The organism is Mesorhizobium sp. P160187, from assembly GCF_057766425.1.
On the sequence record NZ_JBYMDX010000002.1, the window covers coordinates 54408 to 74378 of the forward strand.

At 57.4% G+C, this 19971-nt stretch carries 11 protein-coding genes and 2 pseudogenes; 12 read left to right on the forward strand and 1 reads right to left on the reverse strand.

The window, feature by feature from the left end; genetic code table 11:
• The first annotated feature begins 30 nt into the window (after positions 1-30).
• The 11 genes and pseudogenes from AC3CCE_RS01495 to AC3CCE_RS01545 all read left to right on the forward strand — a co-directional run bounded on the left by AC3CCE_RS01495 (position 31) and on the right by AC3CCE_RS01545 (position 13147).
• Entirely contained in the window at positions 31-1122 is a 1092-nt protein-coding gene (locus AC3CCE_RS01495; protein WP_352626884.1) for a hemin-degrading factor, read from the forward strand.
• Between the two features lie 844 nt (positions 1123-1966).
• Positions 1967-3184: a cytochrome P450 gene (locus AC3CCE_RS01500; RefSeq protein ID WP_352626882.1), complete on the forward strand. Its 1218-nt coding sequence runs from the start codon at positions 1967-1969 to the stop codon at positions 3182-3184.
• 40 nt (positions 3185-3224) lie between these two features.
• Positions 3225-3425, forward strand: coding sequence for a ferredoxin (locus tag AC3CCE_RS01505; RefSeq protein ID WP_352461019.1), 201 nt, complete (start codon positions 3225-3227; stop codon positions 3423-3425).
• Positions 3426-3749: 324 nt separating this feature from the next.
• Positions 3750-4361, forward strand: coding sequence for a nitrogen fixation protein NifQ (locus AC3CCE_RS01510; RefSeq protein ID WP_023806333.1), 612 nt, complete (start codon positions 3750-3752; stop codon positions 4359-4361).
• 1001 nt (positions 4362-5362) lie between these two features.
• The gene (locus AC3CCE_RS01515) at positions 5363-5860 is read left to right on the forward strand and encodes a hypothetical protein (RefSeq protein WP_352626880.1); all 498 of its coding nucleotides are present in this window, start codon (positions 5363-5365) and stop codon (positions 5858-5860) included.
• A 662-nt stretch (positions 5861-6522) separates the two neighbouring features.
• A pseudogene (locus AC3CCE_RS01520) lies at positions 6523-6874 on the forward strand (IS1595 family transposase); the annotation flags it as partial.
• A 293-nt stretch (positions 6875-7167) separates the two neighbouring features.
• Entirely contained in the window at positions 7168-8601 is a 1434-nt protein-coding gene (locus AC3CCE_RS01525; RefSeq protein ID WP_352446534.1) for a hypothetical protein, read from the forward strand.
• Positions 8594-9412: a hypothetical protein gene (locus AC3CCE_RS01530; RefSeq protein WP_023687338.1), complete on the forward strand. Its 819-nt coding sequence runs from the start codon at positions 8594-8596 to the stop codon at positions 9410-9412. The genes AC3CCE_RS01525 and AC3CCE_RS01530 overlap by 8 nt, the downstream gene beginning before the upstream one ends.
• Entirely contained in the window at positions 9412-10725 is a 1314-nt protein-coding gene (locus AC3CCE_RS01535) for a hypothetical protein (protein WP_352500571.1), read from the forward strand. Before AC3CCE_RS01530 ends, AC3CCE_RS01535 begins: the two co-directional genes overlap by 1 nt.
• The gene (locus AC3CCE_RS01540; protein WP_031198812.1) at positions 10722-11762 is read left to right on the forward strand and encodes an OmpA family protein; all 1041 of its coding nucleotides are present in this window, start codon (positions 10722-10724) and stop codon (positions 11760-11762) included. The genes AC3CCE_RS01535 and AC3CCE_RS01540 overlap by 4 nt, the downstream gene beginning before the upstream one ends.
• Before the next feature lie 59 nt (positions 11763-11821).
• Positions 11822-13147 (forward strand): DUF4236 domain-containing protein, encoded by a 1326-nt coding sequence (locus AC3CCE_RS01545; protein WP_488377075.1) that lies wholly within the window; start codon positions 11822-11824, stop codon positions 13145-13147.
• On the opposite strand, the pseudogene AC3CCE_RS01550 reads toward AC3CCE_RS01545, so the two are convergent.
• Positions 13069-13899: pseudogene (locus AC3CCE_RS01550) on the reverse strand (thermonuclease family protein); the annotation flags it as partial. The gene AC3CCE_RS01545 and the pseudogene AC3CCE_RS01550 overlap by 79 nt on opposite strands.
• Before the next feature lie 476 nt (positions 13900-14375).
• Here AC3CCE_RS01550 and AC3CCE_RS01555 point away from each other — a divergent pair.
• A complete protein-coding gene (locus AC3CCE_RS01555) occupies positions 14376-19964 on the forward strand; it encodes a DUF3320 domain-containing protein (protein WP_352626876.1) in 5589 nt (1862 codons plus the stop codon).
• Positions 19965-19971 lie beyond the last annotated feature (7 nt).

The window sequence follows — 19971 nt, forward strand, 5'->3', positions numbered from 1 at the left end:
TCCTCACACGTCGTAGAAACAGGGGTAAGCATGGACCAACGCGAGAAACCGTCCCCCGACGAAATCCGGCGGGCGTGCAAAGACAATCCGAAGATCCGGGAGCATGATCTCGCCGCTCGATTGGGCATTTCGGAAGCCGAGTTGGTCGCGGCGCATTGTGGTCACGGCGCGGTGCGCATCGAGCCGCGCGTCGATGATCTGCTGACCGGCCTCGAAGCGGTCGGCGAGGTGATGGCGGTCACCAGCAACGAAAGTGCCGTGCACCAAAAGATTGGCGTCTACGGCAAAGTGGTCACCGGCGACCAGCATGCCATACTGCTCGGCGACGAGATCGACCTGCGCATCTTCCCGAAAGCGTGGGCGTATGGCTTCGCCGTCGAGAAGCGCGAGGGGGCCGAGATCCGCCGCAGCCTGCAATTCTTTGATGCCACCGGCGAGGCGATGCACAAAGCTCATCTCACGCCCGCCTCGAACCTGCAGGCCTATCAGGATCTGACGGCAGAGCTTGTATCCCCCGACCAGGAGCCGATCATATCGCTCGAGGCGAGCGGGGCGCGCGATAACGCAGTGAGTCCAGACCACGCCACCACGGTCGACGACCTACGCGAGCACTGGGGCCGGCTAAGCGACGTGCATCAGTTCTACCATATGTTGAAGACACTGAAGCTCAGCCGCTGCCAGGCGATGCGTATGGCCGACGAGGATGACGCCTGGCTACTCGACAATGATGCCATTGGCGCCCTGTTCCAACAGGCGGCCGAAGACGAGATGCCGATCATGTGCTTTGTCGGCAATCGTGGTTGCATTCAGATCCATTCCGGCCCGATCAGGTCGGTCAAGCAGATCGGGCCGCGGATCAATGTGCTCGAAGAGGCCTTCCATCTGCATCTTAGGACCCATCGCATCCGCGAGGTCTGGGCCGTGCGCAAGCCGACGAGGGATGGTCACGTTACGTCCATTGAAGCCTATGGCGCGGACGGCAAGATGATCATCCAGTTCTTCGGCACGCGCAAGGAAGGCGAACGCGAGGGCAGCGACTGGCGGTTTCTGGCCGAGAGTCTGCCACGCGTTCCCGGTCCGACCTCCAGGGGTGTGTTGACTGCCGACAGGTCCTCGGATTGAATTGGCCGCGATAGGACTCAGCACCACGTTCCGACAGCGGCTCGCGAGCAAATCTAGGTCCATGAGCGGAAAGGATGCCGTCGTAGCGCATGCGCATGGTCAGGTGATGCACGCCGGAATGGACCGCATCTATACAGTCAAGCTGGTCGCCGGTCGGCCCCGGTGCGCACGAGTGCATCGCCGTCTGCCGGAAAAGCCTTGCAGCGCCTGCGAGCGATAAAACGCATACGCCATCAGCGCCGAACCGAAGCGCGGCTTGACCTTTTTGATATTTCCGATCGTCTCGCGCAAGCGCCGTCGGGTCTTCTCGGACCGCACCCGATCCTTGCGCTGGATCGCGTCATTGCTCAATCCGGGCCGTGCGAGCGATCTACTCGCTCGTCGACCGGCAGGCTGTGCAGCAACAGCCAAGCCGAACAGCCCGATGTCGCGGGCTCGACAAAACCGACCACGGATGTCGGTTGTCGGACGTTGTCATAAGAATGATGGACAGGTGATCATCAGCGGCAGACCCAGCGCAGGCTGGCATTGCTTGGTGCACCGCCATGGCTACCCTATCCGGCACGCGACTTGCTTCGACAATTTGATCAGCAGGGCAGAGGTGATTGACCAGTCTCTCAACCCTAACGGGGAAGCGGCCGCTTTGCTTCATGACCGGAGCGCGGCGGAGATGCCCCTCTGATCGACTTCGCAACCCATCTCATCCGCGCTGGTGCAGGTGGGCTGTATCAGGCGACAGAATCTAGAAGGCGCCCGACAAGAGACGTGCCCATGCTGGAAATCGACTTTATGAACAGCGGTGCAATCTCAATTGAGCCATGAACGCCAATGTAGAGAAAACAAAATGGCGACCAACCCCGTTCCAGATCATGTCCCGCCCGAAATGGTGAGGGACTTCAGCCTGTTTACATCGCCAGGGATGCCACCAACACCCAACGGGGATGCACACGCAGCTGTCGCTTGCGTACATGACGGGCCTCCGATCTTTTACTCCCGCTACAACACGCAAGATGGCCGGGGTACCTGGGTCATCACCCGTGCCGCGGACCAGCGGAAGGTGCTGCAGGACGCAGAGACTTTTTCCAGCCATCGCAGCATCTTCTCCTCCATACTGGGTGAGAACTGGCCGACGATCCCGCTTGAGCTCGATCCACCGGCCCATGGCGTCTTTCGCTCACTGCTTAATCCGCTGCTTTCGCCAAAGCGGGTGTTGGCTTTGGAACCGGCTGTCCGCGAACGGGCGGTCGAGCTGATCGAAAGGATCGCCGCGTCGCGCACAAGCTGCGACGTGATGAAGGATTTTGCCTTTCCTTTCGCGGTGAGCACCTTTCTTCGCTTTCTGGGGTTGCCTGATGACCGACTCGATACATTCGTCGGCTGGGGGAAAGATCTGCTCCACGGCGACGATAAGGAACGACCTGTGGCTGCCCGGACGATCGTGGCATTCATCGACGAACTTGCAGCCATGCGCCGCGATGAGGCGGTTGACGATTTCATGACCTTTATAGTGCAGGCACAGGTCGAGGGCCGCCGGCTGACTGACACCCAAGTCCGCGGCATCGGCGTGCTCGTCTTCGTCGCTGGGCTCGACACGGTCGCAGCAGCTATAGGCTTTGACTTGGCGTACCTCGCACGCAACCTCAAAGATCAGCAATTGCTGCGGAGCGAACCGGACCGCATCCCGCTCGCAACCGAAGAATTGCTGCGGGCCTATCCGCCCATTCAGTTGATCCGCGTGGCCACGAAAGATATCGACTTCGAAGGCGCGCCGATCCGGAAGGGGGACTATGTTTCCTGCGCCACGATGATTGCCAATCGTGACCCGGCGGAATTCGAATGCCCCAACACGATTGATTTGGAGCGGGAGGACAACCGCCACGCAGCGTTTGGCTATGGTCCCCACCGTTGCCTTGGCTCACACCTTGCCCGGCGCGAGATTGTCATTGGCCTGGAGGAGTGGCTGGCGCGCATCCCGGCTTTCAGGATCAAGCAGGGTACGGCGCCGATAACTTCTGGCGGCCATGTGTTCGGGATCGAAAATTTGATCCTGGACTGGTCTTAGGCCCGCCCCGAGCCCGGGCACAGACAATGGAGGCAGCGCCATGCGCATCATCGTCCAAAAGGCCAAATGCCAGGGCCACGCGCGATGCGCGGCGCAAGCGCCGGACATCTTTAAACTCGATAATGACGGTTACATCCTGCCTGGTGACATTGAAGTTGCGGAAGGGGAGGAACTGCCTGCATCACGAGGCGCGCGATCCTGTCCTGAACGTGCGCTGGAACTCACCCGCTGCGCGTTTTGAATCGGCCTCATTCAACCGTGAGTCTGGCGGCTTGAACCATGTGGCCGCACTCAGCACGCGACCTCTGTCCCGCACGGTTCACGTCCAACTCTGCAGGGGCATTTCCGGCGCCAGTGTTCCCCGTGAGGCGCAAACGGCAGGGCAGGGGTTCGCGAACAACTCTTCCAATCACACAATTTGCGTCAGAGCCGATGGACCAGACGAGAATTGCCGGACTACTCGACGCGAGGCGACCGGAGTGCCACACCGAAGAACTGCCCGACCCATGTTGCGGCAGGCCGGGTCTGTGCATGATTTGATAGGACCATAGCAGGAGAACGCACCATATTTGCCCAACATTATGCCCGGCTCAGCACCGGCCAATGGCCGCAGCTGGAGAGGAGGTTCGACCAGCATGTGCTTGCCTGTGTGCTTTCACGTGCGCTCGAGGAGATCGAGGCCGGCGAGGCGACGGCGACGGAGGCAACCGGACTTTCGCGCGCCGAGTTGCGCGATGTCCTGGTCCGCTGTTTCCCTGCTTTTCCGATCAACGCGTTTGCCTTGGAAGAGGGGAGCGAGCCCGAGCCGGATCTGGAAGAAGAACTTCTGCGCGGACTGCTGCTGGCGCATGCCCGGCCCGACGACAAGGCAGGCGCCCGCTTCGCCAAGATCATCGCCCGGCGTGCCATGCGCAATGACCACCTCTGGCAAGACCTTGGCCTCTTTAGTCGAAGCGACCTCGGCCGCCTGCTCGCCTCGCATTTTCCGACGCTGGCGGCCGGCAACACCCAAAACATGAAATGGAAAAAATACTTTTACCGAAAGCTCTGCGAGGCCGAAGGTTTTTCGCTGTGCAGCTCCCCCAGTTGCCGGGACTGTAATGATTTCGAAAGCTGCTTCGGCCCGGAGGAAGGCGAAAGCCGGCTCACACGGACCAAGGACAACGCCCAGGATTGAGAGCCGCTTGCGTCAGTCGTACAGCGTCAGAGCTCGCGCCACGCCATATGTCTGTTGTCAAATCTCGACGGAGGCCTTGGGGGATTTGAATACTGTGCGCTCGCGATGCTCGCTTCGGCGGGTCGTCGTCATGGCAGGCGCGAGTCGAATGTTTGTTAGATGCCGCCACAACCTAAGCCGGCATCATCAATCGCTACAAGCGCAAGGAGTTGAAGGACACGTTGCGCGATCTTGAGCAGGCCGGACTTGGTGACCAGCTCGTTAGGTTTTCCAATTCATGAGTGGCTAGAGCGATGGCTGTACTGGCGTTCGATCTCGTTTATTTTTCCGGCCTGACGGCAGACCAACTGCTAGGCAGCGTCATCTCACTTCTGGCGTGTTTGCTCCTTTATAACGCTCTGGCTCCGGACCGAGTTAATCGATAGGTCGGCGGCCGCTCGGCGTCACTGCTAATGCCCTGATACGATTTTAGGAAACGGGGTCTGCAGTGTTTCTTCCGCTTCGGCGCCACATAGCTTTCAACCAGGCGAAATGCTCGACGTCGACAGTTACCAGCGGCCGTAGGTTGATGGTCACCGTGTTTGGCGCTCAGGACTTCCTCCGTGCTAGTCAATGGCGAGCATCGGAAGCGATTTTGCAGGTTTTGCGCAGACGGGATTCTGGCTCTGCCCGCCGGTCGGGTTCGTCAAAAGGTGCTAATATAGCGTTGTATGTCCGATCGGCGGTAGTAGCCGCTTACTGATCGCCGGACGGTCGATCCCTGAACCTTGTTGCACCCGCACCTGGGGTGCTTAGGGAATGATATTATCTGACAAATGGAAAAATCACGTAGGAGCCAAAGTAAAATTTTATTATATCTGACTCCTGAGAATTGCCAAGTAATGATCCAAGAACGCATCTTTCGCGGGTCGTTAGCTTGTTTTTAAACTCTAGTGCGTCACTATCGGGTCCGTAGATCCCAAAAATGTCCCATCCTTTGCAGGGCAACAAGGAGGCGTACTATGGCAAGAATTTTTGAAATTCTTTTGGGCAGTCTGACTGCCGGATCTGTTCTCGCAATTCTTTGCATGCCAGCGACTGCAGCTGGAATTAATGTCGGAGGCGTCGGCTGGGTATCCGTCGGCAGCGGAGGCGCCAGCGCTAATGTGGGCGGCAACAGCGGCGCTACGGCGAGCGTATCCCTAGGCGGTTCTGGGGCAAATGCCGCAGCCTCCGTCGGCGACACTGGCGGAGCGACTGCTTCCATCGGCACTGGCAGCGCCAATGTCGGTGTCGTCACCGGGGTTGGTACCGACGTAAATGTCGGCGTTGGAACCAATCCAGCCGCCAACCCCAGCAACCCGACCGCTTCGAGCAACCCGAATCTGGCTAGCGTTGTCGGCGATATGTCGAACGCCCAGGTCACTCGGATGAAGAAGCGCTGCGTCGAAGTGCTTAGCAACGAAGACACCTATGATCGTGACCTGCGCCGGCTCTGCCTGCTGATCTCGCGCCGCTAACCAGCGACCCCTTTCCGACCTGTCGGGGCTGTCGACATGACACTCTCCAGTTCCGGCAGTGGAAGCCCGCCCGCCGAAAGGTTGGCGGGCTTTTACAGTCAGCGTTTTTCCATCCGCAGCAGCCAGGATGTTTAGGCACTTTCGCGTATGTAAACGTTGACAGTTAAGGCGCTTTCGCCTCGTAGGCAAGTTGTGTAACGCCTTGTTCTTGAACAAAAAATGTGAGAACGCCTAGTTGCTTAAGCGAAAAGCGCCTTACCGAGCGGATATCAAAAATAAACATTGTAGCGATCTTGCAACCGCCCGAGGCCGCTTTTACGCGTTCGGAGCAAGTCTAAGGCCGATAAGTCATCGTTTTGCTTATGTTTCTTCACGTCACGGCGGCGGTAGTGTAGCCGGGAATGTCCTGCAAATGGAACGTATTGCCGGGAGGCGAGTAGCGGTAGATAAATCCGAATTGGTCGGTGATCCCGTTGACGCTCGTATAAGTGATCTCGCCATAGCTGCAGGGCTAAGAGCATCGTCTGCCCCGAGCACCCGTTCAACGTCATTGATTTCTCCGGGATGGTAATGCGGAGTTGGCGGCAAGTTGCAAAGCCGGAGGCTCGCCCGAATCTCGTTTATGATGGCAGGAGTGCGTCCGAAATTCTTGATCGAGTATGGGCGAGCCTGTTTGCCGGAAATGCGGGTGCCTGGATCATTACGACATTCCGACCCGTCGCAAGTTCAAGTGCGCCGCTTGCGGGGGCGCAGTTCTCGGTTACGAGCGGCACGATCTTCGCCTTGGCGCAAGCTGTCGTTTGTCGATCTGCTCGCCGCGATCTGCCTGTTTGTTAACGGCGCGAAGGGCATGTCGGCGGTCCAGTTCTCTCGCGATCTGGACGTGCAGTACAAGACCGCCTTTGTGCTGGCTCACAAGCTGCGCGAAGCCTGTCGGCTGAAACCAAGAACGAAACCCTTGAAGGCGAGGTCGAGATTGACGGCGCTTACTTTGGTGGCGTGGTGCGCGCCGAGGGCGCGAGCTTCTGCTACTGCGCGAACGCCTCTGGAGTCGATTTTTAGCAGCTCATTGGCGTGATCTTCAGTTCCTTCGCCACAAAGCCCGGCGGAGAAGAGTATGCTGCCTGGCCTATTCATTGGCCCAAGTCCGCTTGCCACGGCAGCTATCGTTGTCATTTTTACATCAGACGATCGTCTCGTGAGCAGTGGACCGCAAAGTTGCGAAGACGCAGTTGCCCTTTGCTTCTACTGTGCATAGAAGCCATTTGTGCGGGCAGAGGTACAAAAATGGGTGCGGTGCTGTGGGAATAAAATTCGAAAAGCTTAATAAACTGCGGGAGTCTCTACTAGAGGCAAATCACGATTTCCGCGCCAGCACCCAATTGTTCAATAGCTTGGATGTCGCAAAAATTGATCGCGAAATGGATCTTGAAGGTCGTGGAACGCAGCGAGGCGAGGCTAACCAGCCCCCGAAAACGGCCAAGAATTTCGACGATATAGAGCACACAGTTATCGAGAGGGTCGAGGACGAAAAGAAGGCCGCACATCACACACTCGAAGACAGCCTACAGCTACTCTCCGGCCGATTGGCTGGCCTCGACTTTGAAGAGCAGTTTGGTCTGATCCGTCAGGCGAACGCCGCCAGTGTTTCCGATTTCAAGGCCTCGATCGCGGTGGGCCTGGACGAACTTCACGGATTGCGCAAATCGCTCAACGATGCGGAGAAAGAACACGACTGGTTCAAACAGAAGCACGGGCTTGTCCGGGCTGTGAGGGTTCAACACGGAGCGGCCCATGTTTTCCGAGTGTCCCTGCTAATCTTCCTGTTCCTCATTGAAACGGCGATGAACGGAAATTTCCTCGCAAAGGGAAATGAACAGGGATTCTTTGGCGGGCTCCTCGAAGCCGCCGCTTTCTCGTTTTTGAACATCGGCGCCGCTCTGCTGTTCGCAATATTCTGTGCACGCCTGGTGACTCACAGATCGCTTTTTGTGAAGTTGATCGGCGCGCTGTCGATAGTGGCCTATATCGGCTTGGCATTGACCATAAACCTAGCGCTTGCGCATTACCGCGAGGTTAGCGGGTCCTTTGTGGACGGAGCCGGCGTCGAGGTCGTGCGCAGCATGCTCGCCAATCCGGCTGGCCTTATGGACGTGAAATCCTGGCTTCTGTTCGGCATTGGTCTCATGTTTTCGATCTTTGCGTTTATCGACGGCTGGTTCGTTCTCGACCCATACCCGGGCTATGCGGGTGTCGAAAACAGATTGGTGGCTCGCCGGGAAGACTACATCGAGCGCAAGAGCGAGCTCATCGAGGCTCTGCAAGAGGTGCGCGATGAGCACAACGAGAAGGTGGAGGACATCGTCAAGCGGCTGGGGAGCAGACGCAGGGAGCATCGAGCGATCATCGACCATCGGTCGAGGCTGCTGACGCTCTTTGTGCAGCATCAAGACCAGCTGGAGCGAGCCTGCAACCAGCTTCTCTCAAAGTACAGGGAGGCCAATTTCCAGGCCCGCACAGAGCCAGCGCCAAAACATTTTGCCACACCCTACAAACTTGAGCGCATAAAACCCCTGATATCGTCCGACGATGAATGGAGCGAGAAGGACCTGGGCGCCTCAATTCGTGACGCGCAGGAAGAACTCAACGCTCAAGTGCGGCTCATCGGGCTGGAATGCGAGCGCGGGATCGAACAGTACCGAGATCTCGACAAGCTTCATCCGGATAGCGTGAATGGCTAGGCGGGGTCGCAGAAGAAAGAAAGGCAGTGGCGGCACAATTGTCGCAGCAGCCGGATTGGCCGTGCTGTCGGCTGTGATGCTGGCCGGTTTTGTTTGGATGTGGTCGAGATCCGGGAAGGACCAAATCGACATCAGCACGAATTGCCCACTGAACGGACCTGTGAGCCTGACAGCGGTCTTGATCGACGCCACCGACCCGATTTCGCCGATAACCATGGCGGATCTGAAGAATGAATTCCGCAAGACCATTGGGCGCGTCGAGCCTGGCGGCTATCTCAAGATATTGACGCTGGGCGCGAGGCCCGGCGACCTGACTGTGATGTTTGATGGATGCAATCCGGGCGACGGCTCGACGGTCGACAGCTGGACGAACAATCCGTCTCGGCGGCAGAAGAAATGGGAAGATGCGTTCGAGGACCCTTTGACGAACCTTCCCGACCAGATTCCCAATGGAGAATCCGCGAGCCAATCTCCGATCATGGCCGGAATTCAGAAAATCAAACTGTCGCTATTCGATAGCAGTTTGGCGAAAGAGAAGACCGCTAAGCGAATAATAGTCGCGTCAGATATGATCGAACATACGGCGCTGTACTCACAATATCGTTCGGGTCTCGATTATCAGAAGTACCTTGATAGCGCGGCTGACAGGACTTACGGGACATCGCTCGATGGCGTCGGGTTTACGATACTCTACGTCGATAGGGCGAAGAAGCCATTTGGCTCTTTCGAACATGCAGAGTTCTGGACCCGGTGGGTTCAAAGCCATCATGGTGATTTTGAGAAGCTGGTAGGGTTGGAGGGGTTAAACTAATGGCCAAGAAGCGAGGGGAGTCGTTCTTAGGACATCCGAGCCTGCCCCTTTTCGTCTTTGCGACGCTAACCCTGGGTGGCTGCGTGTTCATCGCAATAGCCAAGCTGTCGGGCGTAGACCCTATAATGGCGGCGAGCGCACCGGTGTGCCTGATGCTCATCTATCTTGCCGCGTCCGTCTTCACCGGCAAGCTACGGCTCCACGATGAGCAAACAGGCGACAATCTCTACTACATGGGTTTCCTGTTTACGTTGACGAGTCTCGGCGTATCGCTGTTTCAGTTTGGTTCCGAAGGATCCACCGACACAATCGTGAGGAACTTTGGTATCGCGGTGACGTCGACGATCACGGGCATTGCTTTGCGGATCTTTTACAATCAGATGCGCCGCGATCCTGCCGACATCGAACGGACGGTCAGGCACGAACTCGCGGATATGACGCGGCGTGTAAGAGCCGAGATGGAAAGTGTAACCAGGGAATTCGCTGACTTTCGCCGCGTAAGCAATCAGATGTTGGAGGAGGGTTTTGCCGAAATCGCCGTTCAAGCGGAGCGGAACGGAGAGCACATAAGATCGGCCCTGGATAAAATCGCGATGGAATCGATCAGACCAGTTCAAGAGGCCTCGGGAAAGCTCAGCAATGCTTTGAGCCACAATTTTGGGCAGATCGAAAGTCAGTTCTCGTCGATCGCACAGCGCGTCGAGGCGGCAGCCGATCTGCTCGACAAAGCCAACAGCTCAATGTCCTCTTCAGTTGGCAGACTGGGTGAACAGGCCGAAAGCGTAGCCACCAAGTTGGAGAAGGTTGTCGTCCCTGATGAGGTCCTTAAGAACGATCTGGCGCCGATGGTGAAACTTCTTGGCAGCGCGGTCGCTCAGTATGCTGTCAAAACAGAGACGGCTTCGCAGGAACAGCAAGCCCGCATGGCGGGCATCGTTGATGCTGTGGCTAAAGTGGCCGCAGGTGTGGAAAAGGCTGTGGCAGCCGCAGAGCAAACAGCGGAGAGCGTCCAAGCGCAACAACGCTTGACCCAGGCGCTTGCCGCAGTGGTGCAAAAGCAAAGCAAGGACACCGGAGACCTTGTCGCAACCTTGGCAGGAAGAACCCTTCACGCGCCGAGGCCTGTTCCCCCTCTCAACGCTCCTATCGCGATTGAACAGCCACTGGCAAATCTGGCCGCAAATGACACCGTCGAGAGCGCACCAATTCGGGTCGAGCGTGAGCCCCAACCAGACGCTTTCCAAACTCTGGGAAGCGAGCCTCCCGCCGAACGAACGGAACCGCCTAAGCGAACCAGTTGGTGGGGCAGGTGAGTGACGCTGGCGGGACTTCGGTCGCCTTCGAGCGCAAGGGTTTTGGCCGCGGTTTGATACTGGGCCTGACCATGGCCGAGACGATGCTGCTTTTGGTGTTCTGCCTGTTGCTAGCAGCCGGTGCTATCATCACGAAAAAGCAGAAAGAGACCGATGAGGCACTGCGAGCCACTCAATCAAACAAGGAAAACGTGCAGAGGCTCGAAGCCGAGAACAAGCGGCTTCTGGCTCAGATAAAAGCGGTGTTTCAGCCCACGAGGGGAGGAACCGTTCCCGACGAACAATGGCGCGAGCTGGTCCTGGCCAAGGATGCTGTTAAGTCGGTCAAGGAAGCAGGTATTTCTCTGGAGGAGGTCGTGCGAAATGCCCCTGTCGCGAAAGTCCTTGCGGACAACGACATAAGCGTTGATCAGACCAAGGCCATGATAGATGCGGCGAAGGTCTTGAGAGAATTTGGTTACGCCGGCACCGACAAAGGGCTGCAGGATCTGGCTGATGTGCTCAAGGAGGCTGCAGAGCCGACGCAAGCAGCAAAACCTCACGATTGGCCGCCGATCATCAGTCTCAGCGAACTGGATGGCTATAATTTCGATACCGGAAGCGCAGAGCTTTCGAATGCCTTCAAAACAAAGTTGCGCGATCTTGCGAAGACCATCGCCGGGACTGCGACCTCGTACGGTGTCGACGTGATTGAGGTAATTGGACACACGGACGAACAGGCAATGGCGGGCGAATCCTCCAACATGGACAAGGGGCTCCAACCGGTCCTGTCAGGGAAAGTGGAAATCGGCTCACTCCATCCCGCCGACAATGCCGGTCTTGGGCTGGCCCGCGCGATTTCAGTTACAAGTGTGCTCAGTGACATGCCCGCATTAAAGGGGTTTACGATTTTGCCGATGTCTGGTGGTCAGCTCATCCTGCCCGGCGATCATCTCACCGACGGAGCGCAGATTGGCGATGTACGGGCTCGAAGGCGCATCGAGATTAGGGTGAGGCAGCGATCAAAATTGGCGCCGGTTGGTGGCGCCAAGCCATGAATGGGGACGAGAGACTGGCGCCTTAGCCGGTACGGCAGTTGAGTTGGGGGGATTGGGCTATGGGGTTTTACGTTCGAAAATCGATCAGTGCGGGACCATTCCGCTTTAACTTTTCGTCCGGTGGGGTTGGCGCTTCCGTTGGCGTGAAGGGCCTCCGCATCGGCACTGGGCCAAGAGGTCACTACATCCACGCCGGCGTGGGTGGGCTCTACTATCGTGGCACTTTAGGCAAGGCCAGCGCGAAGAAGGTAGTCCAGCTCTCTCAGACCCCATCTGCGCCGCAACCCCGTCCACAATCCTCGCGCCCGGAATACGTCTCTGATGGCGTCGTGATGAGAGAAATCGAGTCCCGCGATGTGGTGGAAATGCGTGACGAGACATTCGCCAATGTGCTCGATGAAATCAATGCCAGGCAATCGCAGACGCGGCTGTCCGTAGCACTCGCGGTTTTGTTCGGGATCGCAGGTTTCCTTGCGGGGACCAAGCTCGGAGGTGCCGCACCGGTGCTGGGCATCGGTGCCTTTGTGCCGGGTATGCTCATTGGCAAATGGTTTGACAGTTACCGCCGGGTGAGCGTGCTCTATTACGATCTGGAAAAAGACGCGGAGGCCGCCTACGGGCGACTTGTCGGCGCGTTCGAAACTCTCACCGGCTGCGCAGGGAGATGGCATGTCGCTGCCGACGGCAAGATAGAGGATCTGACTGCTTGGAAGCGAAATGCCGGGGCCAGCATGCTGGTCGACAAAAAGCCCACGACACTTACAAGCTCCTTGCCGAAGGTTGTACGCAGCAACGTTACTCCTCCTTCAATCAATGTGGGTCGGCAGGTGCTCTTCTTCATGCCTGACCTAGTGCTGGTGAAGGACGGAAACCGATACGGCGCAGTCGGATATGCCGATCTGCAGACCCAATTCGCCCCGAGTAATTTTATCGAGACCGGCAAAGTTCCATCTGATGCGGAGATCGTGAGCTACACCTGGGCTCACCCAAACAAAAACGGCGGGCCTGACAAGCGCTTCAAAGACAATCGGCAGATCCCTGTATGCCGCTACGAAGCGTTGCGGTTTTCTAGCCCGTCCGGACTTAACGAGCTGGTGGAATTTTCCAAGACAAACGTCAGCCAGCCCTTTTTTGCCAGGCTCTATCGGCACTCGCGCAATTGCATCGAAGCTCCGACCGCCAATTCACAACGCGAAATGCGCACACTAGGGAGTGATGGTTGGGGATGGGCTCAAAGCGTGAGCCCAGGTCAGCAAACGCCTTCGCACGGAATCCCGTCGCTATCTCGATCCAACTTGCTCCCCCATGTGCAGTTGGCGAGATACCAACGTGCTTCTTCGCAAGAAGAAATCTGCGTGCACAACCGGCGAGGTTGGCATGAGTAGCTCTGTGCTACTTGGCGACGGCTGACAAGCCCAAAGGGGCTTTTGGTTGGGCTCGCAGATTCGGCATGTTGTTCGCGCCAATCCCAAGGGTTGTCAAACGTCCCAATCCAGATTCCAACCTTTGCGGTTTCAGCATTAGTTTGCTGTTGCGCATAGGCGCCGTGGCTATAGCGGGGCCAGTCCAAGGCTTGGCCATGTTCGACCATCCAGGACGCGACGCTGACACCGTCCGCGCGCCGACAATCGCCGACGAAGCGACGGTACCGATCCCATGAAACAAATGTGCATTGGACAGGCTGCGAAGCCGCAAGGAAATTCGCCAATGCTTCGGCCGCCCGGCGCCCGCAGGGGTATTGATGTGCGCTAGCGTCATTGCAGTATTGGCGGCTTTCGGGTGCATCGATGCCGTTGAAGCGGACGCGCTGCCCGTGGATCTCTATCGTGTCTCCATCAATCACCGATGCTATGCCTACAATCGGCGCCCGTCTCGACCCGGCCGAGTTTGCTATATCGAGACCACGTAACTGGTCACCCGAGCCTGTAAAATAGTGGGTCGCGTAAGCAGCCAAGGCCACCACGATCACCACGATCAGAGGCAAGCGCACATCTGGAGAGAAACGTCTGCGGACGATTGGTTCCGCGCCGCGCCTTGGTCGCGCGCGGCGACGATAAGAATAGCGATTGTTATTCAATTTCCGATCCTTTGCGAAACGCAAGCTGCATGATTTGTAACGTGCCTCTGCACCATTCATAGGCGCTTTTTTCGCTGGCGCTGGTTTGCCTTGTAGTTCGGCGCTTTGAACACCATGGTGCCTTCGCAGATCAGCCCGAAGTCACGACTTTGTAGTTACCTGTTCCGTAAACACGACCATCTTTCCGCGCTGGAGCCTACAAGTTTTCTCGGAATGAAATTAGGAGGCCGATTCAAAAAGAAGTCGGCTTGTGCGCCAGTTGGTCGTGGCCGGCGAGGCGGATGCCAGAGCTGCCAACACCTCGTCCACACGTATGATGGCATTTTGTCCGAAAGGGAACCTCGAGATCAAGGTGGGGATGCGAAGTGTCCGGAACATTAAACAAACATCCGCAATTTTTCCACCAAGCCGCAGTGCTCACAATACTAAACGATTGAAGTGTTGGTGGTTGCCATTCGAGGTTGAAAAACCAGCATTTTATGTTGCGGACAGCCCTTGTCTAGGCTCTATGTGTCCAGCCTATCAGGGGGGTGTGAGTGTCGGAAGTTGAAAAATCGGTCTTCCAAAGCGATCTGCCTTTAAAGGAAAAGCTCGAGCGAGCCAGGATGGAATTGCTCGACCTTTCTGCTCGCAACCGACTTTTGAATGTGCCACGGTTTTCAAAGAGCGCGAAGACGATCGATATTGTCGACGAGAGGTCGTCTGAGATCTATCGATTGCTGGTGAGCGAAGGAAAGGCTTTTACCTTCCTGGCCGGCAAGCCGGATCGGCCGAAGGCAGGCCAGGTTGAAAGCAGCCCTCCAGACGAGGAAATCGACTATTCCCCCGTTGCTCTTGCTCAGCCTGAGGACGAAGGATTCGACGATAGAGGGGTATCTGCGCGACATTCTGACACCAAGCTTCAGACGAGGATGACCCCAACGGGGCTGCAGCGCCGGCTCCTTGATCTCTACCACGATGCCCGCACACTTGAGGAAGAGCAGGGCGTCAATATCCTCTTTCTGGCCCTTGGCATGCTGAAGTGGATTGACCCGAGCAACAAAGAAAACATCCGTCAGGCTCCTCTCATTTTGGTCCCGGTACGGCTGGAGCGAGGGGCCGCTGGAGAAAAGTTTCGGCTGCGAGCTCGTACGGAAGATCTTACCGCAAACCTCTCCTTGGAACTCTATCTCGACCGCATTCACAAGCTCGCCCTGCCGCGTTTTGAAGTAGGAGACGACTTCGACGTCTCGGCCTATCTCGATGCCGTTGCCGAAGCAGTGTCGACCAAAGAGGGTTGGCAGGTGCTTGCCGATGATATGGTGCTCGGCTTCTTCTCGTTCGCTAAGTTCTTGATGTACCGTGACCTGGATCCGGATCTCTGGCCGGATGGCGCAAAGATTATCGAACAACCGAAGATCCGCTCGCTTCTTTCAGATGGTTTCGAAACACGCGAACCGCTGATGTCGGACGACATTGCGATTGATCCGCATATCGCGCCTGCCGAAATGTTGCATATCGTCGACAGTGACAGTTCTCAGACGCTGGCGATCCATGATGCAAGAAAGGGTCGCGACCTCGTTATCCAAGGTCCTCCCGGGACAGGAAAATCGCAGACGATCGCAAACATTATCGGGTCGGCCGTTGCCGATGGAAAGACCGTGCTGTTCGTTGCGGAAAAAATGGCCGCACTTGAGGTCGTGAAGCGACGGCTTGACACTGCGGGGGTGGGGGACGCCTGCCTTGAGCTCCATAGCAACAAGGCAAACAAGCGCATGATGCTGGAGGAGTTGCGGCGCACCTGGCAACTCGGATCGCCTCGCGGACAGCTTGCTTCTTCCCTTACTGAACGCCTGCTGGAGGCTAGGGACAAACTCAATGCACATGCTACAAGGATGCATGTTCCATTTGGAACGTCCGAACTCACTCCATACCAGGTTCTTGGCCAGCTAACCCGACTAAGGCAGAACGGGCAAAAGCCAGTTGACATTGAACTTGAGGATGCCACCGCTTGGACGAATGACGGTGTCTCGCAACGTCGCAAACTTCTCGATGACGTGTCTCAGCGGATCAACGAGATCGGCTTGCCGATCCACCACCCATGGCGGGGAGTTGGCCTGGATGTCGTTCTACCAACGACCATTGAGAGGCTCGTCCCACGCATTGCGTCGTCGCTGGATCAAGCAAAGGCTCTGCACGCCAAACTGGCCGATATTGCTGAGCGGATCGAGGCGAAGCCTCCGCAAATCCTCAGCGACAGCGGCGAGGTAGAAGATCGCGCTGAGCTTCTCGCGTCCGCACCTGGACTTCCTGCCGAGGCGCTAGTCTCGCCGGTTTGGGATGAGCGTCCAAAGGACATTGCATCGCTTCTCTGGACAGGAACAGATTTCAACCGCAAATCCGAGGAACTGTCGGAGCAGTTGGTGGCGACGGCTATCGATACGCCAATTGAAGGTCTCGAGACAGAGCTTGCTAAGCTTCCTTCAGACTTTCCGAAAGATGGTTTCGTTCGTGCGCGCCAGCTAACCGTGTTGCTCCCACGCTTAAGAGAAGAAGCTGAGCGGCTAAATCAAGAACTGGGGTCTACCGTTTTACCGGACACGCTTGGAGGACTCCTCAGGTTAGTGATGACCGGCGAGAGAGTTGCGGCAGCCCCCGATGCGAGCCCTGAGGCATTCGCAGCCACAGTTTGGGACTCCGGGCTGGAACAGGCTGGTGACCTTGCCGACAGCGTAGCAACGCTAGAGACTGCTAGAGCCGAGCTTCAGGGCAAAGTTGTTGATGCCGCGTGGAGTACCAACGTGGCCGCGGCGCGGCAAGCGCTCGCCGAGCACACGGGAATATTGAAAGCATTGAATGGTGACTACCGTCGTGCCACTGCACTTGTGCGGACTATTTTGGTGGCCCCTAGCGCGCCTGCGGCGGAGATAGTGGGTCTCCTCGACATTCTAATGAAGGGCCAAGCGGCCGCAGCAAAAGTGCGCGAAGGCGACGCCTTTGGCGGTTCCGCCTTCGGAGCCGATTGGCGCGGTGAGAGATCGTCTTCGGCACCACTCCAGGCCTTAGTGGAGTGGATGCGCACGCTGAGGGGACTTGGCTCGGAACCGCGAATTATAGCCGGGCGGATGGCGGAGCGCTCTGAAGCGGGCGCGCGTGCGGTGCGAGTTCGTAAGGTGATCGACATCGGTCAGCCGATTATCGAGGGGTTTTGGAACGATTTAGGCCACCTTGCGTCATCCATGCAAGGTGACGTGGCTTCCCCCGAGCGGGTCTCGCTGCAACTGATGGAAGCGAAGGCAAGCACTGTAGCTCAAGCCGATGACGCGTCACGACAGGTGCTGACTGACGTTCCAGATCTGATCAGTGAGCGGGTGGAGATACTGCGCCGACTAGGCAGACTACAAGCGCTTGATCAAGAGATCGAGGACGGGGAAAGCCTTGGCAAGTTCGCATTCGGCTCGTCGTGGCTCGGTCGAGGATCCGATTGGGCCGCGCTCGCGCAAGCCGAACTTTGGCTGAGAGAAAATGGCTCAATCCGGCATTTGGCTGCGCGGTTGCCTGAAAGAAAAGACATCGCAAACTTGGCGCGTTCAGCGCGTGAAGCGGCCCAAGCGGCAGCGCGGGAATTGAAGGCGCTTGCAGGGGATTTGAAAGCCGATGCTCCCTCCTTGTTTGGAGTAGACGATTTTCCAGACGTCGCGATAGTCGAGGTTGTTTCTCGACTGGAGGGGTGGCTCGATCATCAGGAACAGCTCTCGAAATGGGTTGCCTATGGAGAGCGATCCGAAACAGCCCGAAAGGCTGGACTGGGACAGTTGATAGACGGCCTGGCCGACGGCCAGATTACAACAGGATCGGCGCGATCAGTCTTCGATATGGCCTACTACGAACGGATGTTTCTAGCGATGGCGACCGATGAGCCGGAGCTGGCAAGGTTCGACGGGGAACTGCATTCCAGGGCTGTACGTGACTTCGCCGATCTGGACCGACAGAGGATCAAGGCCGGTGCCATCGAAGTTGTGACGGCTCATCACCGAAAAATTCCTTCAAGAGACGGCGGAGCTGGACCAGTCGGACTGCTTCGTTCTGAGATGGCGCGCAGACGGGGCCACATGCCTATCCGGCAGTTGATGCAGAAGGCAGGGCCTGCCATCCAGGCACTCAAGCCAGTGTTCATGATGAGCCCGCTTTCGGTGGCCCAATTCCTGTCGCCCGGCAGGATGTCCTTCGATCTTCTTGTGATGGACGAGGCGTCTCAGATACAGCCTGTGGACGCGCTTGGCTCGATCGCCAGGGCCAATCAGGTGGTCGTTGTTGGCGACGAACGCCAACTGCCACCCACGACATTCTTCGCGAAGGTGACAGGCTCGCAGTCTGAAGATGACGAGGGTGAGGGCGCGCAGGTCGCCGACATAGAAAGCATCCTCGGCCTGTTCACGGCCCGCGGCTTGCCGCAGCGTATGCTCCGCTGGCACTACCGTAGCCGTCACCAATCTCTGATCGCCGTATCGAACAGCCAGTTCTACGAGAACCGGCTTTTCATCGTGCCAAGCCCCTATACCCAAGAGGCAGGCATGGGGTTGCGGTTTCAGCATGTGCCAGAGGGGGTCTTCGATTCCGGTGGCACAGGAACCAATCCGGTAGAGGCGAGAGCAGTAGCCGAAGCGATCATCCGTCATGCGAAGGTGAACCCGCGAGAGACTCTAGGCGTTGCAACATTTTCGGTTAGCCAACGCCGCGCGATCCAGGATGAACTCGAAGGGCTGCGGCGACTAAATCCCGATACGGAGGAGTTCTTTCACGCGCACCCCAGCGAGCCATTCTTCGTCAAGAGCCTTGAAAATGTTCAAGGCGATGAGCGCGACGTGATCATGATCTCAGTGGGGTATGCCAAGAATGCGCAGGGGTACATGGCCATGCGTTTCGGCCCTCTTGGTGCGGAAGGCGGCGAGCGTCGGCTCAACGTCCTCATAAGCCGCGCCAAGCGCAGCTGCGAAGTATTCGCGTCCATCACAGACGAGGACATCGACCTGGAGCGTGGCAAAGGGAAAGGCATCTTCGCCTTCAAGCTCTTCTTGCACTACGCGAGAACAGGGCGAATTTCGCTTGCCCAGGCCACGGTTCGCGAAATGGATTCAATCTTTGAAGAGCAGGTAGCCAACGCGCTGATCGGAAAGGGTTACCAGGTTCATGCTCAGGTTGGCATTGCAGGCTTCTTCATCGATCTCGCGGTTGCTGATCCGGAGAGGCCAGGCCGCTATATTCTTGGCATCGAATGTGATGGCGCAGAATATCATTCATCGCGCTCGGCCCGAGATCGAGACCGGCTACGGCAGTCTGTTCTGGAAGACCATGGTTGGATAATCCATCGCATCTGGAACGCTGACTGGTTTCAGAGGCCACGCGAGCAGCTGGAGCGAACCATATTAGCGATTGAGGCTGCGAGAAAAGAGCTCGATGAGCGGGCCGAATTGGGGGTCCAGAGAAATCGTGCTGTAGCCGTGCAGGTTGTTACGGTCGACAGAGGCAACGTGACGGAAATCGGTCTCGAAAGCACAAAGGGATCCGAGATACCCAATCGAGCCTACGAAGAGGCCGAACTAAACCGACCGGGATCGTTCGAACTCCACGAGACGCCCAGCGGAATCATGGCCGGACTGGTCGAGCAGGTGGTGGCTATAGAAACACCAATCCATGTCGACGAAATAGTTTCGCGTATTCGGGGCGCGTGGGGTCTGCAGCGGGCCGGTGGCAGGATTCAGGATGCAATCGAGCGAGGGGTAGGCCTAGCGCAGAGAGGTGGTGCAGTAGCCCGTCGAGGCAGCTTCTGCTTCAAGCCAGGTGCTCCTGTTCGTCTCAGGGATCGCAGCGGCGTCGTGTCCGCTGGATTGCGCAAGCCCGAAATGATTGCGCAGGACGAAGTCGCCCAAGGCGCCATGGAAGTCGTGAAATCCAACCTCGGTGCGACGGAGGAAGAAATCGCAATAACCGTTGCGAGAATGCTGGGCTTCAAAGCCACAAGTGCACAATTGCGGCAGTTGATTTCAGCTGGGGTCGCCGATTTGATTGCCAAGGGCTTGCTGCGGCCCCAAGACGGTTTGTTGGTGGCCGGCGAGTCCGCGAGCGAGGCATTAGCTGAAGTGTGACCGGGCA